The 20,377-nt window shown below is 65.8% G+C and carries 19 protein-coding genes; 9 read left to right on the top strand and 10 right to left on the bottom strand.

The features are described 5' to 3' along the window. Positions 1-5: 5 nt before the first annotated feature. From CEX87_RS19130 to CEX87_RS19115, 4 genes are all read right to left on the bottom strand, one after another. On the bottom strand, positions 6-341 hold the full coding sequence (locus CEX87_RS19130) for a DUF732 domain-containing protein (RefSeq protein ID WP_064396478.1): 336 nt from the start codon (positions 339-341) through the stop codon (positions 6-8). Next, the gene (locus CEX87_RS19125) at positions 338-3,244 is read right to left on the bottom strand and encodes an MMPL/RND family transporter (RefSeq protein WP_094288668.1); all 2,907 of its coding nucleotides are present in this window, start codon (positions 3,242-3,244) and stop codon (positions 338-340) included. The genes CEX87_RS19130 and CEX87_RS19125 overlap by 4 nt, the downstream gene beginning before the upstream one ends. Beyond that, entirely contained in the window at positions 3,241-3,669 is a 429-nt protein-coding gene (locus CEX87_RS19120) for an MmpS family transport accessory protein (RefSeq protein WP_064396475.1), read from the bottom strand. Before CEX87_RS19120 ends, CEX87_RS19125 begins: the two co-directional genes overlap by 4 nt. A gap of 160 nt (positions 3,670-3,829) precedes the next feature. After that, positions 3,830-4,339 (bottom strand): TetR/AcrR family transcriptional regulator, encoded by a 510-nt coding sequence (locus CEX87_RS19115; protein ID WP_233151445.1) that lies wholly within the window; start codon positions 4,337-4,339, stop codon positions 3,830-3,832. Positions 4,340-4,479: 140 nt separating this feature from the next. Between CEX87_RS19115 and CEX87_RS19110 the strand changes: the two genes are divergently transcribed. The 3 genes from CEX87_RS19110 to CEX87_RS19100 all read left to right on the top strand — a co-directional run bounded on the left by CEX87_RS19110 (position 4,480) and on the right by CEX87_RS19100 (position 6,901). After that, positions 4,480-5,316, top strand: coding sequence for a mycofactocin-coupled SDR family oxidoreductase (locus tag CEX87_RS19110; protein ID WP_064418542.1), 837 nt, complete (start codon positions 4,480-4,482; stop codon positions 5,314-5,316). A 10-nt stretch (positions 5,317-5,326) separates the two neighbouring features. Next, entirely contained in the window at positions 5,327-6,541 is a 1,215-nt protein-coding gene (locus CEX87_RS19105) for a cytochrome P450 (protein WP_064396471.1), read from the top strand. Positions 6,542-6,664: 123 nt separating this feature from the next. After that, positions 6,665-6,901, top strand: coding sequence for a hypothetical protein (locus CEX87_RS19100; protein WP_064396469.1), 237 nt, complete (start codon positions 6,665-6,667; stop codon positions 6,899-6,901). 27 nt (positions 6,902-6,928) lie between these two features. Here CEX87_RS19100 and CEX87_RS19095 read toward each other — a convergent pair whose 3' ends face one another. From CEX87_RS19095 to CEX87_RS19080, 4 genes are all read right to left on the bottom strand, one after another. Continuing rightward, positions 6,929-8,086: a Zn-dependent alcohol dehydrogenase gene (locus tag CEX87_RS19095; RefSeq protein ID WP_094288664.1), complete on the bottom strand. Its 1,158-nt coding sequence runs from the start codon at positions 8,084-8,086 to the stop codon at positions 6,929-6,931. After that, a complete protein-coding gene (locus tag CEX87_RS19090) occupies positions 8,083-9,288 on the bottom strand; it encodes a cytochrome P450 (protein WP_064396465.1) in 1,206 nt (401 codons plus the stop codon). The genes CEX87_RS19095 and CEX87_RS19090 overlap by 4 nt, the downstream gene beginning before the upstream one ends. Positions 9,289-9,387: 99 nt before the next feature. After that, positions 9,388-10,101 carry an SDR family NAD(P)-dependent oxidoreductase gene (locus CEX87_RS19085; protein ID WP_064418541.1) on the bottom strand — a complete coding sequence of 238 codons (714 nt, stop codon included), beginning with the start codon at positions 10,099-10,101 and terminating at the stop codon, positions 9,388-9,390. A 19-nt stretch (positions 10,102-10,120) separates the two neighbouring features. Beyond that, positions 10,121-10,930 carry a FadR/GntR family transcriptional regulator gene (locus CEX87_RS19080; protein ID WP_064418540.1) on the bottom strand — a complete coding sequence of 270 codons (810 nt, stop codon included), beginning with the start codon at positions 10,928-10,930 and terminating at the stop codon, positions 10,121-10,123. 72 nt (positions 10,931-11,002) lie between these two features. Here CEX87_RS19080 and CEX87_RS19075 point away from each other — a divergent pair, with 72 nt between their 5' ends. Beyond that, positions 11,003-13,336, top strand: coding sequence for a CaiB/BaiF CoA transferase family protein (locus CEX87_RS19075; protein WP_094288662.1), 2,334 nt, complete (start codon positions 11,003-11,005; stop codon positions 13,334-13,336). A 1-nt stretch (position 13,337) separates the two neighbouring features. Here CEX87_RS19075 and CEX87_RS19070 read toward each other — a convergent pair whose 3' ends face one another. After that, positions 13,338-14,579: a cytochrome P450 gene (locus CEX87_RS19070; protein WP_094288660.1), complete on the bottom strand. Its 1,242-nt coding sequence runs from the start codon at positions 14,577-14,579 to the stop codon at positions 13,338-13,340. A gap of 105 nt (positions 14,580-14,684) precedes the next feature. Between CEX87_RS19070 and CEX87_RS19065 the strand changes: the two genes are divergently transcribed. From CEX87_RS19065 to CEX87_RS19045, 5 genes are read left to right on the top strand one after another with little or no spacing between them, the layout of a single operon-like run. After that, a complete protein-coding gene (locus tag CEX87_RS19065; RefSeq protein ID WP_094288658.1) occupies positions 14,685-15,800 on the top strand; it encodes an aromatic ring-hydroxylating oxygenase subunit alpha in 1,116 nt (371 codons plus the stop codon). Beyond that, entirely contained in the window at positions 15,800-17,401 is a 1,602-nt protein-coding gene (locus CEX87_RS19060; RefSeq protein ID WP_094288656.1) for an AMP-binding protein, read from the top strand. The genes CEX87_RS19065 and CEX87_RS19060 overlap by 1 nt, the downstream gene beginning before the upstream one ends. Positions 17,402-17,413: 12 nt before the next feature. Continuing rightward, on the top strand, positions 17,414-17,827 hold the full coding sequence (locus tag CEX87_RS19055; protein WP_094288655.1) for a nuclear transport factor 2 family protein: 414 nt from the start codon (positions 17,414-17,416) through the stop codon (positions 17,825-17,827). Positions 17,828-17,880: 53 nt separating this feature from the next. Continuing rightward, on the top strand, positions 17,881-18,354 hold the full coding sequence (locus CEX87_RS19050; protein WP_094288706.1) for a MaoC family dehydratase: 474 nt from the start codon (positions 17,881-17,883) through the stop codon (positions 18,352-18,354). Next, the gene (locus tag CEX87_RS19045; RefSeq protein ID WP_064427442.1) at positions 18,354-18,773 is read left to right on the top strand and encodes a MaoC family dehydratase; all 420 of its coding nucleotides are present in this window, start codon (positions 18,354-18,356) and stop codon (positions 18,771-18,773) included. Before CEX87_RS19050 ends, CEX87_RS19045 begins: the two co-directional genes overlap by 1 nt. On the opposite strand, the gene CEX87_RS19040 is transcribed toward CEX87_RS19045, so the two are convergent. Further along, the gene (locus CEX87_RS19040) at positions 18,765-20,222 is read right to left on the bottom strand and encodes an aldehyde dehydrogenase (protein WP_064396446.1); all 1,458 of its coding nucleotides are present in this window, start codon (positions 20,220-20,222) and stop codon (positions 18,765-18,767) included. The two genes, CEX87_RS19045 and CEX87_RS19040, sit on opposite strands and share 9 nt — an antisense overlap. Positions 20,223-20,377 lie beyond the last annotated feature (155 nt).

Genomic DNA, 20,377 nt, shown 5'->3' with positions numbered 1-20,377 from the left:
TAGCTCTACCGGTTACGGGCTTGATCGAGGGTCGGAAGCAGGTCAGGGCAGTAGAAGCGCAGCGCTCCGGCGAGGAACTTCCACGACTGGTCGGTGCTGTTCTGCCCCCGCGCCAGCTGCTTTTGGACGAACTGTGCCGAGGCGAACGCATCGCGGTCGACACCTTTGCGTATCCGCTTGCAGGTGATCTTGCCGATCCAGGCGTTGTAGTCCTTCTGCCCGTAGATGCCGTACGTGTGCAGCTCGTTGCTGAAGTCGGTGTCGATGTCCTGCGCTTGGGCGGGTGCGGCCAGCACCAGCGCCGCCGCTGCGGCAGCAACCCCACTGATCAGTCGTTTCATGACTGTGCTCCTTCCCCCCCTGACGGCGTCAGTTCCCTCGGTTTCGGCCACGGTACAGGCACTGGACGTTCTCGCACCCGCTGTGGCCACCAGAACCACTTACCCATGAGCGCCGCGATGGACGGCGTCATGAATGCCCGGATGACAAGAGTATCGAACAACAGGCCGAGCCCGATGGTCGTTCCGACTTGTCCGATCACTGTCAATTCGCTGACGGCCATCGACATCATCGTGAACGCGAACACCAGACCTGCCGAGGTCACGACCGAACCACTGCCGCCCATCGCCCGGATGATCCCGGTCCTGATGCCGGCGTGCAGTTCTTCCTTGAGCCGCGACACCAAGAGCAGGTTGTAGTCCGCTCCGACGGCCAGCAGGATGATGATCGCCATCGCCATGACCATCCAGTGCAATTCGATGCCCAGGATGTGCTGCCAGATCAGGATCGACAAGCCGAACGACGCGCCGAGCGAGATCACCACGGTGCCAACGATTACCGCGGCGGCCACCACGGCGCGGGTCAGGATGAGCATGATCGTGAAGATCAGCGCCAGCGCGAGGATGGCCGCGATCATCAGGTCGTAGCTGTTGCCGTCCGACATGTCCTTGTAGACCGCGGCGGTGCCCGCCAGATAGATCGTGGAGCCCTCCAGCGGCGTGCCCTTGATGGCCTCCTTGGCGGCCTGCTTGATCGCATCGATGCGCGCGATGCCCTCGGGGGTCATCGGGTCACCGTCGTGGGCGATGATGAAGCGCACCGACTTACCGTCCGGAGAGATGAAGTTCTCCATGCCCTTCTTGAACTCTTCGTTGTCGAAGACCTCCGGCGGAAGGTAGAAGGAGTCGTCGTTCATCGACGCGTCGAAGGCATCACCCATGGCAGTCGAGTTCTCCTGCATGGCTGCCATCTGGTCCTGCAGACCCTTTTGCGACGAGTACATCGTCAGCATCATCGTCCGCATCGTCTTCATCGTTTCAATCATCGGCGGCATCAGCGTGACCATCTGCGGCATCAGCTGGTCCAGCCGCTCCATATCGGGCAGCAGGTCCTGGATGTCGTCGGTCATCGTGTTGATGCCGTCGAGGGTGTCGAAGACCGACCGGAACGCCCAACAGATCGGGATGTTGAAGCAGTGCGGTTCCCAGTAGAAGTAGTTGCGGATCGGCCGGAAGAAGTCGTCGAAGTTGGCGATGTTGTCGCGCAGCTCGGCCACGTCGACCGTCATGTCCTTCATCTTCGTGACCATGCTGTGCGTGGTCGCGGCCATCTCCTCGGTGAGCTTGGACATCCGCTCCATGTTCGCGATGGTCTTGGACATCTCGTCGGCCTGCACCAGCATGTCGGCCATCCGGTCCTGCAGGTACTTCTGGTTCATCTGCTGGGTGGTGCCCTGCATGCTGATCTGGAACGGAATCGACGTGTGCTCGATGGGTTTCCCGTCGGGCCGGGTGATGGCCTGCACGCGCGAGATTCCGGGCACGCGGAAGATCTGCTTGGCGATCTTGTCGATGACCAGGAAGTCGGCGGAGTTGCGGAGGTCGTGATCGCTCTCGATCATCAGCAGCTCGGGATTCATCCGCGCCGGCGAGAAGTGCCTGTCGGCCGCCGCGTATCCCTCGTTGGCCGGCAGATCGGCGGGCAGGTAGTTGCGGTCGTTGTAGTTGGTCCGGTACCCCGGCAGCGCGAGGAGGCCGACCAGCGACAGGGCCACCGTCGCGACCAGGATCGGTCCGGGCCACCGCACGACGGCGGCGCCGACCTTGCGCCAGCCGCGCACCCGCATCGCCCGTTTGGGTTCGAGCACCTTGCCGAACCGGCTGGCGACACTGATGATCGCCGGCCCCAACGTCAGCGACGCGATCACCGAGGTCACCATGCCGACAGCCAGCGGCACACCCATCGTCTGGAAGTACGGCAGCCGCGTGAAGCTGAGGCAGAACAGCGCGCCTGCGATCGTCAGACCGGACCCCAGCACCACGTGCGCCGTGCCGTGGAACATCGTGTAGTACGCGGTCTCTCGGTCTTCTCCGAGTCCGCGCGCCTCCTGATAGCGGCCGGTCAGGAAGATCGCGTAGTCGGTTCCCGCGGCGATCGCCAGCGTCACCAACAAGTTGGTCGCGAACGGAGAGAGCCCGATGATCTCGTGGTAACCGAGGAACGCCACCATGCCGCGGGCGGCGGCCAGCTGCAGGACGACCATCACCAACGTCAGGATCACGGTGATGATCGACCGGTACACCAGCAGCAGCATCGTGATGATGACCGTGAACGTGAGGGCCTCGATGACCCGCATGCTGCGGTCGCTGGCGATGTGTTGGTCGGCGGCCAGTGCGGCCGGACCGGTCACGAACACCTTCACGCCCGGCGGTGGCTGCATGCCGTCGACCAGGTCCTGGACCGCTTCGACCGATTCGTTGGCCAGCGCTTCGCCCTGGTTACCGGACAGGTACACCTGCACGTAGGCGGCTTTTCCGTCGCTGCTCTGCGCGCCGGAGGCGGTGAGCGGATCGCTCCAGAAGTCCTGGACGCTTTGGACGTGCTTCGTGTCGGCTTCGAGCTTGGCGACCATCTCGCCGTAGAAGGCGCGGGTGTCCTCACCGAGGGGTTGCTCGCCCTCGATGACGATCATCGCCGAGCTGTCGGAGTCGTACTCCTGGAAGACGTGGCCGACGCGCTTCATCGCGATCATCGACGGCGCGAAGTCCGGGCTCATCGAGACCGCGCGCTCCTGGCCGACCGTTTCCAGCTGCGGCACAGTCACATTGAGCACCGCGATGAGCGCGATCCAGCCCAGGATGATCGGGACCGCGAACGTGCGGATCGTCCGTGGGATGAAGGGCCGCTTCGCGCGGCGAACGGGAGGGAAGGCGTCCGTCGGGGCCTCGTTTGTCGGTGAGGTCATGCGGATTTCACAAAGCAGAAGGTTTGGGCGTTCACGCCAGTGGAGGTTCTTTCGTCCTTGATCTCGTCATCGACGGTGATTCGGCAGGTGATGGTCTGGCCGTCTCCCTGAGCGACGATGTTGGGCGCGGCCGACGGCGCCGTGGTCTGAAGGGTCAACGACCAGGGCAACGACGCGCCGTCGATGCGCTGCGGTCTGGCGTCGAGGTCCAGATAGTTGATGTCGGCATACGAGCCGGTACCGAAGATCTCGTATTTGATGACCTTCGGGTCGAAAGGTTCGGGGTCGTCAGCGAACACCCGAGGGGTGACGATGACGCCTTCGGCGCCGAAGAAGGTCCGGATGCGACTGACCGTGAAACCCGCGATGGTCACCACGACGATGATGACGATGGGCAGCCAGACCTTTCTCGCCTTCCGGAGCATTACTGCGTCCGCCCGATGCAACCCATATCCGCCCTCAAGTCGTATTCGTCGTTGTGCATGCGTCTGTACGTAACTTAGCCCGTATAAGTTCTCATTGAGCCCTAGGTTAACTCAAGTCAGAGTGCTGCTGGTCACCCGCGCGTCGACGGTGTGGGCCAGGTCACGACGACTTGATTTCGAAGCGGTTCAGGTAGCGCTCGATGAACGCTACCGCCTCGGCATGACCTCGGGTTATGCCGAGCCCCCGTTCGAGAAGGACGATGCGGGCCAAGCTGGTGACGATCATAGACATGACCACGGGCGGGAATGCCTCGACGTCGGCGCCGTGGGCCTTCATCGCCGCGGCGACCACGCTTTCTTCGACGCCTCCGAACCGCTCGGCGTACGCCGCGATCTCACTGCGGATGTCCTTGCGGTGATTGGCCAGTGCCATGAACTCCATGAAGAGCCGCGCACCGTGGGTGCTGTTGAGGCGCCACAGCGCGTGCAGGGGTTCGTCGGCATCGGCGGCTTCACGCTGACGGGACAGGTTGGCCTCGGCGCCTTCGCGCAGCACGGCAAGGAACAAATCGTCCATGCTCGGGAAGTAGTAGTGCACCAGCGCGGGCTTCACCCCGGCCCGGGCCGCCACCCTCCGAGACGTGGCTGCGGCGTAGCCCTCTTCGAGCATGACCTGGGCGGTCGCCTCGATCAGGGCCGAGCGAGCGGTCGACTCGCGTCCACCCCTTGACCGCTCGCCGACGGGGCTGCTAGACATGGCGCCAGCCTAGATGTTGGGCGATCGCCCAACAAGCGAGGGGAGCTGCGGCGATGGCGGGTCGGGTAGCAGGCAAGGTCGCGTTCGTCACCGGCGCGGCACGCGGTCAGGGCCGCAGCCACGCGGTGCGGCTGGCGCAGGAGGGCGCCGACGTCATCGCGGTCGACATCTGCCGAGGTTTCGAGGACTCGACCGCACCGGCGGCCACTCCCGAGGACCTCGCCGAGACCGCCGACATGGTCAAGAATTTCGACCGACGCATCGTCACGGCCGAAGTCGACGTCCGCGACTTCGACGCGCTGAAGTCCGCCGTGGATAGCGGCGTGGAACAACTCGGTGGCCTCGACATCGTCGTGGCCAACGCCGGCATCGGCACCACCGGCGTGAAGCTGCACAAGATGGCCGAGGACCGCTTCGACGAGACGATCGACGTCAACCTCAGCGGCGTGTGGAAGACCGTCAAAGCGGCGGTGCCACATCTTCTGGCCGGCGGCCGGGGCGGATCGATCATCCTCACCAGCTCGGTCGGCGGCACCAAGGCCTACCCGCAGGTGGGCCACTACATCGCCGCGAAGCATGGTGTCGTCGGGCTGATGCGCACCTTCGCCGTCGAACTCGGAGCGCACTCGATCCGGGTCAACAGCGTGCACCCGACTCATGTGTGCACCCCGCTGTTGATGAACGAGCCGACCTACCGGCTGTTTCGTCCGGACCTGGAGAACCCGGGACCTGACGATCTCGCGCCGATCTGCCAGTCGTTCCATTTCCTTCCGATCCCGTGGGTGGAGCCGGTCGACATCAGCAACGCGGTGCTGTTCCTCGCCTCCGACGAAGCCCGCTACATCACCGGCGTGACTCTGCCCGTCGACGCCGGCAGCCTCCTGAAGTAGGGGAGAACCGATGACAGCTGTTGACGAGAAGGCCCACGGCAGCGCCGTTTACTACGACCCGTACCGGGTGGACATCGTCGCCGACCCGTATCCGACGTATGTCCGCCTGCGGGAGGAAGCGCCGCTCTATTACAACGAGTCCTACGACTTCTGGGCGTTGTCGCGCCACGACGACGTCGAGCGGGCGCTGCTCGACTGGCAGACATTCTCCAACAGCCGCGGCGACATCCTCGAACTCATCCAGTCGGAGTTCGAGATGCCCAAAGGCGTGATGATGATGGAGGATCCGCCGGTACACACGAGGCTGCGCGGCCTGATGTCGCGGGTGTTCACCCCACGTCGGATGGCCGAGCTCGAGGACCAGATCCGCCAGTACTGCGTCAACTGCCTCAATCCGTTGGTCGGCGCCGAGCGGTTCGACATCATCGCCGAGCTCGCGTCGATGATGCCCATGCGCGTCATCGGGATGCTGCTCGGCATCCCCGAATCGGAGCAGGTGACGGTGCGCGACGCCAACGACGCGAGCCTGCGCACCAAACCCGGCTCACCCATGAAGGTGGTACGGGCGGACAAGATCGCCGACGGCAGCATCTACGCCGAATACGTCGACTGGCGCGCAAAGAACCCCTCGGACGACTTGATGACCGCCCTTCTCAACGTCGAGTTCGAGGACGAGAACGGCGTGACGCGCAAGCTCACCCGCAAAGAGGTCCTGCACTACACGCAGGTGGTCGCGGGCGCAGGCAACGAGACCACCGGCCGGCTCATCGGCTGGCTGGCCAAAGTGCTCGCCGAGCATCCTGATCAACGCCGCGAGGTCGTCGCGGACCGGTCGTTGTTGCAGCGCGTGGTCGACGAGACGTTGCGGTACGAGCCGACCGGTCACAACGTGGCGCGCTTGGTCACAAGGGATTTCGAGGCGCACGGGCGGACCGTGCCGGCCGGCAGCGCGATACTCCTGATGTTCGGGGCGGCCAACCGGGACCCGCGCCGCTACGACAATCCGGACACGTTCGACATCCACCGGGACAACATCAGCCACATCACGTTCGGCAAAGGGGTGCACTACTGTCTGGGCGCTAACCTCGCCCGGTTGGAGGGCCGCGTCGCCCTCGACGAGCTGCTCAACCGGTGGCCGGAGTGGGACATCGACACCGAGACCGCGCGGCTGGCGCCGACGTCGACGGTCCGCGGCTGGGAGCGGCTCGACGTCGTATTGCCCTGAGGCGAGCAGCTTTGGGGACTTAACGGGTTGATCGCACGTACCTGATGCGTGCGATCAACCCCTTAGGAGGGTTTCTCTGGAGCCGGCGGTTTGCGACGGCGTCGTTTGGGGCAAGCTCGTCGCATGAGCAAGATCATTTCTCGTGCAATGGTCCTCGCCGCAGCTGCCGGCCCGATCGCGGCATTCTCGATCGCAACCTCGGCAACCGGTGCGGCGCAACCCCTCGACTGCCCGAACGGGTGGTGGGATCCGGTCGCGAACGTGTGTCGCGGTCCGGTGGCGACCGCCCCGTTGGCATGCGCACCGGGCGAGTACTGGAATCCGATCTCCAACGTGTGTCGCCCACTGGGCCAGTACTAGTCGCGATCCGGCCAGACTGCCTGCGGTCTAGTCGAGCGCGAAATCGATGACACCTCGGATGATCTCGCCCTCTAACAGGTCTTCGTACGCGCTGTTGATGTCGTCGAGCCGATACCGGCGGGTGATCATCTCGTCGAGTTGGAGCAGGCCCGACTGGTAGAGGGTGGCCAGCCGGCCGATGTCGGATCGCGGGTTGCAGGAACCGAAGACGGTGCCGACGAGGTTCTTGTTCCACAGGATGAAGTCCTGCAGCGCGATCTTCGCCGATCGTGTCGTCTGGGCCGTCATCCCGGTCAGCACGCAGGTGCCGCCCTTGCGCGTCAGCTTCAGGTAGGCGTCGACGTCCTCGCCTGCGATCAGCGACGGCGCGGCAATCACGCTGTCCGCCATGACGCCGCTGGTGAGGTCGCGGACCAGATCGAGTGCTTCTGCAACGGTCGAGACACTGTGTGTGGCACCGAACTGCAGCGCTGCCTTCTGTTTGAACTCGACGGGATCGACAGCCACGATCTGCGCGGCGCCGTTGATTCGCGCGCCTTGGATCGCCGCGGTGCCGATGCCACCGGCCCCGATCACCACGACGGTGTCACCGCCGCGCACGTTCGCGCGGTTGGCCGCCGAGCCGTAGCCGGTCGGGACGGCACAGGACAGCAGCGCACTTGCGATGAGCGGCAGGTGCGGGTCGACCTTGACCAGCGAGTGCACCGAGACCACGGTATGTCTGGCGAAAGCACCTACCTTCGACAGATGCCCGAGCGGGCGACCGTCGAGCGTGTGATGGCGGAAGGTCTGGTCGGTCGGCATCCCCGGAGCCATGGTCCCGGCGCCCTCGTCACACAGGTACTCCATCCCCGACGCGCACCAGCGGCATCGCCCGCACACCGCGACGAACGACATCACGACGTGGTCGCCGACCTCGAATTCCGCTACGCCCTCGCCGATCTCGACCACCGTGCCGGAGCCCTCATGGCCGCCGATCATCGGGAACATCGGCGTCAGACCGTACTGGCGGGCGATCTCGTTCGAGACCGACATGTCGCCCTTGAGGATGTGATCGTCGGAGTGACACAATCCGGCCGCGGCCATCTCGACGAGCACCTCGCCGGCCCGCGGGGGGTCCAGTTCGAAGTCTTCCACCGACCACGGACCGCCGACGTCGTGCAGAATCGCCGCCCGGCTCCTCATCGTGTCGGGCGGAAGGTGACCGGCAGATGGATGGGCGAGCGGAACGGCAAACCGGCGAGCCGCGTGTCCTCATCGACCTGCAGTTCGAAATCCGTTGCGCGGTCGAACAAGCTGGTCAACATCACGCGGGTCTCCACTCGGGCCAGATGCATTCCCAGACAGCTGTGCAGCCCACCGGCGAACGAGGTGTGAGCACGCCGCGGGCGGTGGATGTCGAATACATTCGCGTTTTCCCAACGCTTTTCGTCGCGGTTTGCCGATCCGATACAGAGGTTGACCTGTGCGCCCTTCGGTATGGGGACGCCGTGGATTTCCACGTCGCACGTCGTGGACCTCGGAACCGTCACCAACGGCGTCTCGAAACGCAACCCCTCCTCGAACGCGGCTCCGATCAGCTCACGGTTACGTTGGACCGCCTCGAGTTGGTCAGGGTGCGTCAACAGCAGATACAGCAGGTTGCCCGACGACCGGTAGGTGGTCTCCAGCCCGGCGGGCAGCAACAGCCGCAGAAACGAGATGATCGCCTCGTCGGTCAGCCGCTCACCGTCGATCTCAGCACCGACCAAGTCGCCGATGACGTCGTCGGTCATCCGGCGGCGCCGCTGGTCCACCTGCTCCTGGAAGTACGCGCCGAGTTCGACCGAAGCGGTCAATCCTGCCTCGATGTCTTCGGTGATCGAGATCAGTTCGAGTGAGAGGCGGCGGAACATCTCCAGATCGTCTTGCGGGAGCCCCAACAGCTCTGCGGTGACGCGGGTCGGGAACTCGAAGGTCACCGCCTTGACCAGATCGACCTCGCCGTCGTCAATGAACTCGTCGACCAGCTTCTCGCAGATCGGGACAATCACCTCGGGTTCCCACTGAGCCAGCGCGGTCTGCCGGAACGCCTTGGCCACCAGGCTGCGGTGGTCGTGATGCTGCTTGCCGTGCATCCCGAGGATCGTCGGGCCGAACACCAACTCGATGGTGCGGTGGTACACCTCCGAGCCGTAGACGTCGCTGTCGCGGAAGGCGTTGTACACGCTGTCGTAGTCAAACAGCGTCCATTCCTCCGGTGGCAGCAACTCCGGCGGGATGTCGGTGGTGTCCATGATCGTGCCGCGCCACACCGGCTCCGTCGTGCGCATGCGCTCGAAGAAACCGTAGGGATCGCCGGCCACATCGGGAGCGGTCTGGTCATCCGAACGGGTGCTGATCGTCACCTTGCCTCCCGGCAGCGGGGTGGGCGCTCTACCCGCCCATCTTTACTATTTTAGGTAATCCAGGTCAAGGTAAGCGAAGGAACGGCGGAGTCATCGAAATCACGTGTTGGCGCGGCGTTGTGCCTCGAGGGGGACGACGGGCGGACGGGCCGACGGTCCGCGCGTGATCGCATGCAACCTGATCTCCGGCACGTCCACCGCCGGGTCGACGGTGTCGAGCCAGGCGACGGCGTCGGCCACATCCGCTGCCCGGATCGCGTACATCTCGAACGGCACGTCCTGAAGCATCTCGGTCTCGACAGGCCCGGGAGTGACGACGTGCACGTTGATCCCATCGCGGTCGACCTCCTGCGCCAGCGCGCCGGCGAACGCGTTCATGCCCGCCTTCGCCGCCGAGTAGGCGGTGCGGGCGCGCATCGGCTCATGCGCCGCCGACGACGAGATGAACACGAACCGCGAGCCGGCCCGCATCCGTGGCAGCGCGGCCGATGTCACCACGAAGCAGGAGTCCAGGTTCGCCGACATGGTCGCGCGCCACTGCTCGAAAGTCTGTTTGCGGGCGTAGGTTCCACCGAGGATCCCCGAGGCGTGCACAAGCAGGTCGATGGTGCCTGTCGCCTCGACGGCGGGGGCGAACCCCGACGGCAGGCTCGCGTCGGCGACGACGTAGCGTGCGCCCATCTCCTCGGCGGCGGTCCGCAGCGGCGCCTCCCGCCGTGCCGTCAACACCACGTCGTAACCGAGTTCGGCGAGCTTGCGGCCGCACGCCTTGCCAATACCACCGCTACCGCCGGTGATCAAAGCCGTTCGCACGCATTGCCTTTCAAGCCGTCTAACGCTTCCGCTGCGCGAGCGCCTGCGGTGACAGTGCGACGATCCGTTGCTCGGGATTTCCTGCCAACAGGTAGGTCTGAGTGTCGGCCACGTGCTTGGCGGCCAGCTTTCGGGCGCGTTCGCCGTCACCCGCCTCGATCGCGTCGGCGATCTTGGTGTGGACGGTCAACGCGATGCGGCGCTTGTTCATCGCCGGGTACTCGCCTTTGGCGGTGCTGTCTTCGGCCCACCAGTTCAGGTGCCCGGTCCACAGTGTCTCCAGGCTGCCGACGACCGCGATCATCGTGTGGTTACCGCAGCCGCGGACGATCTCGTCGTGGAACTGCCCGCCGATCTCGGTGAATCGCGCTCCGTCGTCGATGTGTTCGGCCATCGCCGCATTGAGGTCCCGGAGTTTGGGGATGAGCGTCTTACCGCGGTCGGGTCTGCGCGCGGCGAGCGCCGCACACATCGGATCGAGTTCCTGTAGCGCCGTGCCGAGGTCGGCGAGCGGCACGTAGTCACTCTGCAACAGCAGGCCAAGCATGTAGGCGGCGCTGGCTTTGGCGGGCGCGTGCACGACCGCTCCGCCACGGTTGCCTCGACGCACCGATACGAGGCCTTCAGTCTCCAGAATTCGCAAGGCTTCTCGTAACGACACCAGGCTGACGCTGAACTGCTCGACGAGCACTTCCTGACGCGGCAGCAGGTCACCGTCGTTGAGCTCACCCTCGATGATCTGGCGGCGCAGCTCGTCGGCGACGATCTCCGCTGTGCGGCGCGCCCCGAGGCGGCGACGTGCCTCGGGCCCGATTCCCAGTGTTGTCATATCTTAGCAATATTAACAGTGATAGCCCGACCACCTGCAGCGTTGCCGTGCCATGCGCCGATGGTCACTAAGATGACGGCGGACCGGGAGGTATGCGTGGGCGACGGTGTGAGTGGCACGGTAGCCACCCCGCTGCACGATGTGCGTGTCCTCGAGATCAGCGACCGCATCGCCGGGGCGTACTGCGGCAAGCTTCTTGCCGACGCGGGCGCCGATGTGGTCAAGGTCGAACCACCCGAAGGAGATCCGCTGCGCCGGGTCACGGTCAGCGACAGCACGCTACATGACGACGCCGACTCACCGCTGTTCTGCTATCTCAACGCCGGAAAGCGGAGCGTCACAGCCATTTCGAGTCATCTTCTGTCATGCGCCGACATCATCGTGGTGACCGCCGGACAGGCCACGGCCCGACGGTACGGTGTCGACCCCGACGCGCTGCTGGCGGCCTCGCCCGGATGCATAGTCGTCTCGATCTCGGACTTCGGCTGGACAGGGCCGTGGTCTGGGCGGCCCGCCACCGAATTCACGCTGCAGGCCGCGTCGGGGCTCACCGGGTTTCGTGGCGATCCGGCGGGTCCGCCGATCTCGATCGGCGGAGACCTGGGGGAGTACATGGGTGGAACGTGGGCCGCCTACGGTGCGCTGGCTCTGCGGCGGCGCGTACGTGACGGCGGAGCGGGTGGCCACCTCGACATGTCGATGCTCGAGGCCATCACGCTGATGCAGAGTGGGGAATGGCTGCATTCGGCGCTCCTGCAAGTCCCGCCCGTGCGGCGGTCGGTGGAGGTGCCGTCCATCGAACCCGCCAAGGACGGCTACGTCGGTATCAGCATGGTGACCGGCCAGCAGTGGCTGGACTTTGCCGCGATGGTCGACTGCCCGGAGTTTACGGAGATCGCCCAGTTGCAGTTCCAGATCGGCCGGTGGGACTACCGCGACTGGATCCGCGAACGCATCGACCCGTGGATGAGGGAACGCACGGTCGCCGAGATCGTCGAACTGGGACAGCTGTTCCGGTTGCCGTTGGCGCCGTTGGGCAACGGCGCGACCATTCCGTCTATGGATCACCTTCGCGAACGCGGGGTCTACATCGACAACCCGGCCGGGTTCCGCCAGCCGAGGCCCCCGTGGCTGATGTCGAGCGCGCGTCCCGCACCGGTGGCCACCTCACCCGCGGTCGGGGACGGTGACGATGAAAGGCTCTGGGAACCACGGGATCTGCGTGCCGAATCGGCGCCGACCGAGCGCATGCCGCTCGCGGGGGTGCGGGTCGTCGACTTCACCGCGTTCTGGGCCGGTCCGGCTGCCACCCATTCGTTGGCTGCGTTCGGCGCGGACGTCATCAAAGTCGAATCCATCCAGCGCCCGGACGGTATCCGCTATTCGGGCGGGATGCGCAAGGACGTCGACGACTGGTGGGAGTACGGCTGGGTCTTCCACGCGATGAACACCAACAAGCGGTCGGTCACCCTCGATCTGCAGTCCGAGGAGGGGCTTCGGCTGGTTCGGCGCCTGATCGGCGGGGCGGACGTCGTGGTGGAGAACTTCTCGCCGCGCGTGATGGAGCAATTCGGCCTCGACGCAGCGGAACTGCTCGCCCTCAATCCGCGCCTGGTCGTGGTGCGGATGCCCGCGTTCGGATTGACCGGACCCTGGCGCGACCGCGTCGGTTTCGCTCCGACGATGGAGCAGATCGCCGGCCTTGCCTGGGTCACTGGGATGCCCGACGGCCCACCGATCGCCCCGCGCGGAGCCTGTGATCCGCTCGCCGGTGCGCACGCCGCCTTCGCGACGCTCGCTGCGCTCGAGTTCGCCGACCGTACCGGTGAGGGTCAGCTCGTCGAGGTGCCGATGATCGAAGCGGTGCTCAACGTAACAGCCGTTCAGACGATCGAATACGAGGTGTTCGGGCGGGTGATGGAACGACGAGGCAACCGGGGGTACGGGGCGGCCATACAGGATGTCTATCGGTGCGCAGGCGACGACAGCTGGATCGCACTTGCCGCGCGCACCGAAGGCGAATGCGCCGCGCTGGCCGACCTCACCGGGGCAGCGGAGCTCGAAACCTGGCTTGGCGCACGCGACGCCGAAGCCGCCGCGGAGGAGTTGGTACGTGCGGGCGTGCCCGCCGCGGTCGTGGTGTCGCCATCACTCGTCACCGAGAACCCTCAACTGCGGCACCGCGGGTTCTTCGAACGCCTCGACCATTCCCGTACCGGGGAAAACCTCTACCCGTGCCCACCGTTCACGCCGCTGGCCGACAGCGAAAACTGGCTGCAGCGCCCACCGCCGACACTCGGTGAGCACAACGCCGAGGTCCTCACCACACTGTGCGGTCTGACCGCAAGCGACCTGGAGCGGCTCGAGGCCCAGGGTGTCATCGGTTCGCGCCCGAAGGGGTTGTGAATCAGCGTCGCCGCAACGAGATCGGCATCGAGTGGTAGATCGTCATGTTGTTGGTGAGGCTCGGATAGGTGACGTCGACCCGCCCGAGCGTGATGTCCTCGGCCCTGCACAACACCTCGTCGAGCACAGCGCGAATCTCCGCCCGGGCCAGCACCGCACCGAGGCAGTGGTGCGGTCCGCCGCCGCCGAAAGCCACGTGCGGGTTGTCCGCACGACCGATGTCGAATGCGAACGGATCGGCGAAGACGTCCACGTCGCGGTTGGCCGACCGCAACATCGACACCACGCGCTCGCCTCGGGGGATGGTGACGCCGTCGATCTCGACATCGACCTTGGTGACCCTGCTCCAGAACGTCACCGGCGTGGACCATCGCAGCACTTCTTCGACCGCCGACTGGCGCACCGATGGATCCGCGCGATAGCGCTCGATCTGGTCGGGATTGTCGAGAAATGCCCGGAGCCCGTAGGCCAATGCGTTCTTCGTGGTGTCACTGCCCGCGAACGCGATCACGAAGAAGAAGATGTCGAGCTCGGTAGCGGGAATCGACAGTTGCTCGCCGTTCTCGTCGGTCACCACCGCCGTGGCCAGGGTGCTCCAGATGTCGTCGGTGGGCCGCAGGCGCTTTGCGGCGGTCAGTTCCGAGGCGTAGGTGAAGATCTTGCCGAACAGTTCGAGATGCTGTTGTTCGGCCTCTCGTCCCGACGGAGCCGAATTGGCCTGCAGAATGAGGTCGAAAGTGTCGAAGATCTCCGGTCGATCCTCCTCGGGTATCCCGACGATGTCCCCGATCACCGACATCGGCAGGGCGTCGGCGACATCGGCGATCCAGTCGCCGCCGCCGCGCTCCAGTAAGTGGTCGATCAGGCCGGCGGCCCGCGTACGGATGTCCTGCTCGAGCTTCCCGATCGCCTTCGGGGTGAATGCGTGTGACATCACCCGGCGCCGCTTGAGCAGCTCGGGTGGATCCATGTTGATGATCGTCGGAAACGCGCCCACGGCGCCTACGCCCTGAATCAACGGCCCCTCGGCGGCAGTGAACGATTCGGTGTCGCGGTGAATGCGGTGCGCGTGGTGCACCTTGGTGGTCATCCAGAAGTCGCGTTTCAGCGTCGCCGCCACCCGGTCGGTGAGCTCGTGCCGGAAGATCGGTCGCTCGCGCCGCAGCTCTGTGAACAGCGCGTCGGGAAAACCGTTCTGCCACAACGCCGGATCGGACAGATCGACCGGAGTGGTCGTGACCATGCGTCGTTCCCTTCGCCGTCCTTGACCTAGAATGCCTAAAATAGTAAAAATAGGCAACGGACAGCGCCGCTGACCTCGGCTGGTGCGTGCGCGGACGGAGTTGCGATGACGGACACGGTCGACGATCCCACCCTCGACCCGTCGGAGCGCGAATTCGGGCCCAGCGGTATCAGCCTGTCGACCTATCGGTTCCCGACCGGGTGGTTCATCGTCGGATTCTCCTCGGACCTGCCCGAGGGTCAGGTCAAACGCGCCCATTACTTCGGCGAGGAGCTGGTGATCTTCCGGACGCAGTCCGGTCGGGTCCACGTGCTCGACGCCTACTGTCAGCACCTGGGCGCGAACATGGGCGTCGGCGGCACCGTCGAGGGCGAGAACATCGTCTGCCCGTGGCACGGCTGGCAGTGGACCGGCGAGGGCACCAACGCGCTGATCCCGTACAGCAAGATCGGCTGCAAACAGAACGTGCGGATCAAGCGCTACCCGTGCACCGAGTGGTACGGCTTCATCCTCGTCTGGCACGAACGCCACGGCCGCGCGCCGTACTGGCAGCCACCGGTGTTACCCGAACTCGAGACCGACGAGTACTACCCGCTGCACCCCCACACCCGGATGGTCAACCGGGTCAAGGTGCACGCGCAGATGATCATCGAGAACGCGGCCGACCCCTACCACGTCCAGTACGTGCACAAGGCGGCCAATCCCGCCAACACCGCGTCGTTCGAAGTGTCCGGCTACCACCTGCACGCGACGGTGAACGCGAATTTCGGTGGGGGACGGGCCAAGACGTGGCTCACCCCGAACGGGCCCGTGGACGCGAAGATCATCTACGACAACTATTCGCTGGGTCTCGGCGTCGTGCGCTTCCCGTCGGAGCTGGTCGCCACCGTCCAGGTGACCGGCCAGACGCCGGTCGACGAGGACTACACCGACTACTTCTACACCCAGGCATCCATCCGGGAAGCCGGCGATCGCGGCGACAAGCCCACCGGCCGGGCGGCGAAATTCTTGCAGCTGCAGCAGGAAGTCATCAAACAGGACTTCTTCACCTGGGAGAACATGAAGTACCTGGAGAAACCGAACCTTGCGCCCGAGGAGGCCCGCGACTACGCCGCGCTGCGCCGCTGGGCGCACCGGTTCTACCCGGGAACCCAACCGTCGGCGACCGACTTCGGGTACACGGCGACCGGCGAACCCGACCCGTCTGCGGCGCAGGTTTGATGGCCGCGGACCGGACGTGGCGCGTGGAGCCCGCGGCTTTCGGCGTCGAACGGTTCACGGTCGCTTCGGTTCTCGACCGCCGTGCCGACCAGTTCGGCGACCAGGTGATGATGTCGATCGACGGCACGCCCATCACGTTCGCCCAGATGCGCGACCGGTCCCGCGCCGCCGCGGCGATGCTGGCCGACCGCGGCCTGCGCCGCGGTGACACCGTCGCGCTGTTCGCCGGCACCTGTCCGGAGTGGGTGTACTTCTGGCTCGGCGCCGCCCGGTTGGGTGCGGTGAGTGCGGCGGTCAACGCCGCGAACAAGGGTGATTTCCTGTCGAACGCGCTGAACGTGTCGCAGGCCAGGCTGGTGGTGACCGACGAGGCCCGTCGCCCTCGACTCGCCGAGGTGGCCGATCAGCTCGACGCTCCGGCGGCGACCATGTCGATCGACGATTCGGTCGTCGCGCAGTTCAGCACATCGCACGGCGCCACCTGCCCGGCGGTGCACACCGACGCCGATGACGTGGGAACGCTGTTCTTCACCTCGGGAACCACCGGTCCGTCGAAGGCGGTTGCGACCACGTGGCACTACCTGTTCGTCGCGGCCGCCACTGTCGCCTCGGCGTGGGAGTACGGCCGGGGCGACGTGATCTGGACGGCGATGCCGCTGTTCCACCTCAGCGCCGCCCCGACGGTCCTGGCGCCGATGCTCATCGGTGCCACCAGCGTGTTGGCGAGCGCGTACCACCCCGCCGAGGTGTGCGACGAGCTGCGGGCCTGTGGCGCAGCGGGGTTCGCCGGGGCCGGTGCGATGGTGTCGATGCTGTGGGGTCTGCCACCCGACCCGCGCGACGCGCAGCTCGGAATCCGCTTCATCTCGGCCGCACCCATTTCGGCCGAGCTGTACCGTGCCATCGAGGACCGGTACCGGTGCCGCGTGGTGACGATGTACGGACTGACCGAGGCGTTTCCGATCGCGTACAAGGCGGTTTCGGACGACGGTGTCCCGGGTACGTCAGGACAAGTCAACCCGGCCTTCGAGGTACGCATCGTCGACGGGGACGGTCGTCCCGTCGCCGTCGGCGTGACGGGTGAGATCGCGTGCCGGCCGCGGACAGCGCATGTGATGAGCGAGGGGTATGTGTCGTCCGCGCCCGGGCACCGCGGCCTGCGGATCGAACCCCACCCGGAGTGGTTTCGGACCGGCGATCTGGGTTTCCTCGACGACAACCACAACCTGACGTTCGTCGACCGCGCCAAGGACTCGCTGCGCCGACGCGGGGAGAACGTGTCCTCGGTCGAACTCGAGCAGGTGGTGATGCGGCACTCGGCGGTCGCCGATGCCGCCGCGGTCGCCGTCCCGAGCGATTTGGGTGAGGACGACATCCTCGTCGTCGTGGCGGTTCGTCCCGGCGTGACGGTCGACCTTCCCGAGCTACTGGACTTCTGCGCGGCGCGCATGCCGTACTTCTGCGTGCCCCGGTATCTCGAAGTGCTGGACGAGATTCCGAAGAACGTCATTGGCCGGGTGCGAAAGGATCTTCTGCGGCAACGCGGCCTGAGCTCGACGGTGTGGGACCGAGAAGCGCACGGCTACCTGGTGAGTCGGTGAAGGAGTCAGACGATGGCATTGAGCTACCAACAGCAGTACGTGCTCGACGGGCTGGCGGGGCGGGCAGGAATCCTCAACCTCGACGCCAGGCACAATCGGTTGTTCTCCAGCGGTGACCTGGCCGGCTGGCTTGCCACCTTCCGGCATTCCGGTGCGACCTACACCAGGGGCGAGCAGTCGTTCGCCACCCTTGCCGACGCTTTCGACGGCGGAAACGGACGGCGGCTGGTCACCGTCGACCACGACATCACCGTCGACGGCGTCGAAGCGACTCAACAGTGCGTCGCAGTGCTGTTCTGCGACAACGAACTCCAGGCCACCGGCAGTTACACCGACCGTCTCGTCTACGAGCGCGGCGGGTGGTACTTCGCCTCGCGCCGACTGGCCTGGGATGCGATTCCGCGTGAGAGCGCGCTGCCGGGGTGACCGAGACTGTCCGCTACGAGCTGGCGTTCGGCACGTATGACGACGCGTTGCAGATGGTCGGCACGCGCACGGAGCCGCGGTACGCAGGGACCGCGGTGAGCGCGGCCCGCATCCAGCACTTCGCGGCCATGGTCCGCGACTCCAATCCGGGGTACTGGGACGAGGATTTCGCCCGCCGCCAGTGGGGCGGGTTGCTGGCCCCACCCGGGCTGCTGATGGGATGGCTGATCCCGCCGCCGTGGCTGCCGAACGGCCGACCGCCGGTCGCCGCGATTGCGATTCGCGTGCCGCTGCCCGGGACCACGTTCATCAACGCCGCCAACGACGCCGAGTTCCCCTGCGCCATCGTGGAAGGGGATCGCTTGCACCTGATCGAGGAGGTCGTGTCGGTCTCGCCTTCAAAGCGCACCCGCCTCGGGATCGGCCACTTCGTGCAGACGTGCGACGAGTTCCGCCGCGACGACGGCACCTTGGTCGCCGTCAATCGCAACACCTTGTTCCGGTTCACACCCGAGGCGCAAGCGTGATGGGAGAGGACGGCGTGCAATGGGAGCGGGTCACGGTCCCCACGGACCTGCCGGAACTCGTGGACCACATCGACTACCAGCGCGTCGTGATGAACCCCGGTGCGACGTGGGATTACTTTCCGGGACACTACGATCCGCGCTACGCCCAACAACAGGGGTATCCGACGATCTTCGTCAACACGATGCACGTCGCCGGATTCGTCGACCGCATCGCCACCGACTGGGCCGGCCCCTACAGCCGGGTGCTGCGCCGCAAGATCACCCTGCTGGGCTCCATCTACGCCGGCGACTCGATGGTGGGTCGCGGGCGCGTCGTGGCCAAGCGGGACAGCGGCCTTCTCGATCTGCAGATCACCGTGACCAACCAACGCGGAGAGCTGTGCTGCCCGGCGGAGCTGACGCTCGAGCTGTCACGTTAGGTCGGGCATCTTGTCCGCGCTGATGGTCGTCTGCAACTCGACGTACTCCGACAGTCCCTCCGCGCCGAACTCGCGTCCGATTCCGGACTGCTTGAACCCGCCGAACGGCATGGTCGTATCGAGCGTGTACATGTTGATCCCGTAGGTACCGGTCCGAATCTGCGCGGCGATCTCCAGCCCGTGCGCGATGTCGGCCGTCCAGACCGAGCCTGCCAGTCCGTAGTCGCTGTCGTTGGCGATCCGGATCGCGTCGCGTTCGTCGGAGTACGTCAGCACGGTCAGCACCGGCCCGAAGATCTCCTCGCGGGCGATACGCATCTCGTTGGTCGCGTCGGTGAACAGCGTGGGCTGGACGTACCATCCGCGCTCACGCGGTGAGTCGGTGCCGCCCAACACCATTCGCGCCCCCTCGGTGAGCCCCGCGTCGATGTAACCCTGCACCCTCTGCTGTTGACGTTGCGCCACCAGCGGGCCGATGTCGGTGGCATCGTCGGCGGGATCACCCACCTGAAGCCCCGACATCATCGCGCTCAGCGCGTCCACCACATCGTCGTGTCGGCGTTCGCTCACCAGGATCCGCGTCTGCGCGACGCACGCCTGCCCGTTGTTCATCAGGCTGGCCGTCTTCAAATGCTCGACCGTGCGGTCGATGTCGGCGTCGTCGAGGATGATCGCCGCCGACTTGCCGCCCAACTCGAGGCTGACGCGTTTGAGTTGCTCCCCGCATACGGCGGCGATATGGCGTCCGGTGGCCGACGAACCGGTGAATGAGACCTTGTCCACCCCGGGGTGACGCACCAGGTGCTCACCGGTGTCGCGTCCGCCGGGAAGGACCGAGACGACGCCTTCGGGGAGGTCGACTTCCTCGAGCATCTCGGCCAGCCACAGCGCGTCGATGGGCGTCTCGGGAGCCGGTTTGACCACGACCGCGCAGCCCGCGATGAGCGCCGGAATCATCTTCGGCATGATGAGGAACTGCGGCACGTTCCACGGCACGATTGCACCGACCACGCCGACGGGTGCGCGCCGAATCTGGACGTCGCCGAACAACCCTCGGCGCCGCTCGATCCACGGGAACTCCTTCGCGGTGGCCAGGGTCAGATGCATCTGGGCCAGCGCACCGGTGGCCTGCCCCAGCCGGCTGAAGCTGCGCGGCGAGCCCATCTCCGCGGTGATGAGGTCGGCCATCTCGTCGGTGTGAGCCGCGTAGACCGTGGCGAGCTTCTCGACCTTCTCCATGCGTTCGTCGACGGTCATCCGCGGCCACGGGCCCGCGTCGAACGCCTTGCGCGCGGCCTGCACCGCGCGGTCGACATCGCCGGCGGTGGCCTCCGGTGTCTCGCCGATCCGCTCCTCGGTGTGCGGTGAGATGACCGCGATACGTTGCCCGGTGGCCGGCGCTTCCCATCGGCCGCCGATGAAAAGCCGTTCGTATGTCAGCGATCTCATGACGCGCCTCCTCGTCGACCCACGGGCGACTACCGCATCGAGCGCACCCTACGCCCGCCAAAGTCACTATTTATGCAAACTTAGCAAAATGGCGCGCCGAGACCGTGCGCCCACTCGGGCGCGAAACGGCATTCCGGCAGGCGTCCACTCGAACT

Origin of the sequence: Mycobacterium lehmannii (genome assembly GCF_002245535.1) — a bacterium.
In the GTDB taxonomy this organism is placed as follows: Bacteria; Actinomycetota; Actinomycetes; order Mycobacteriales; family Mycobacteriaceae; genus Mycobacterium; species Mycobacterium lehmannii.
The sequence above is the reverse complement of the archived record's forward strand: the minus strand, read 5'-3'. Positions and strand labels throughout refer to the sequence as shown.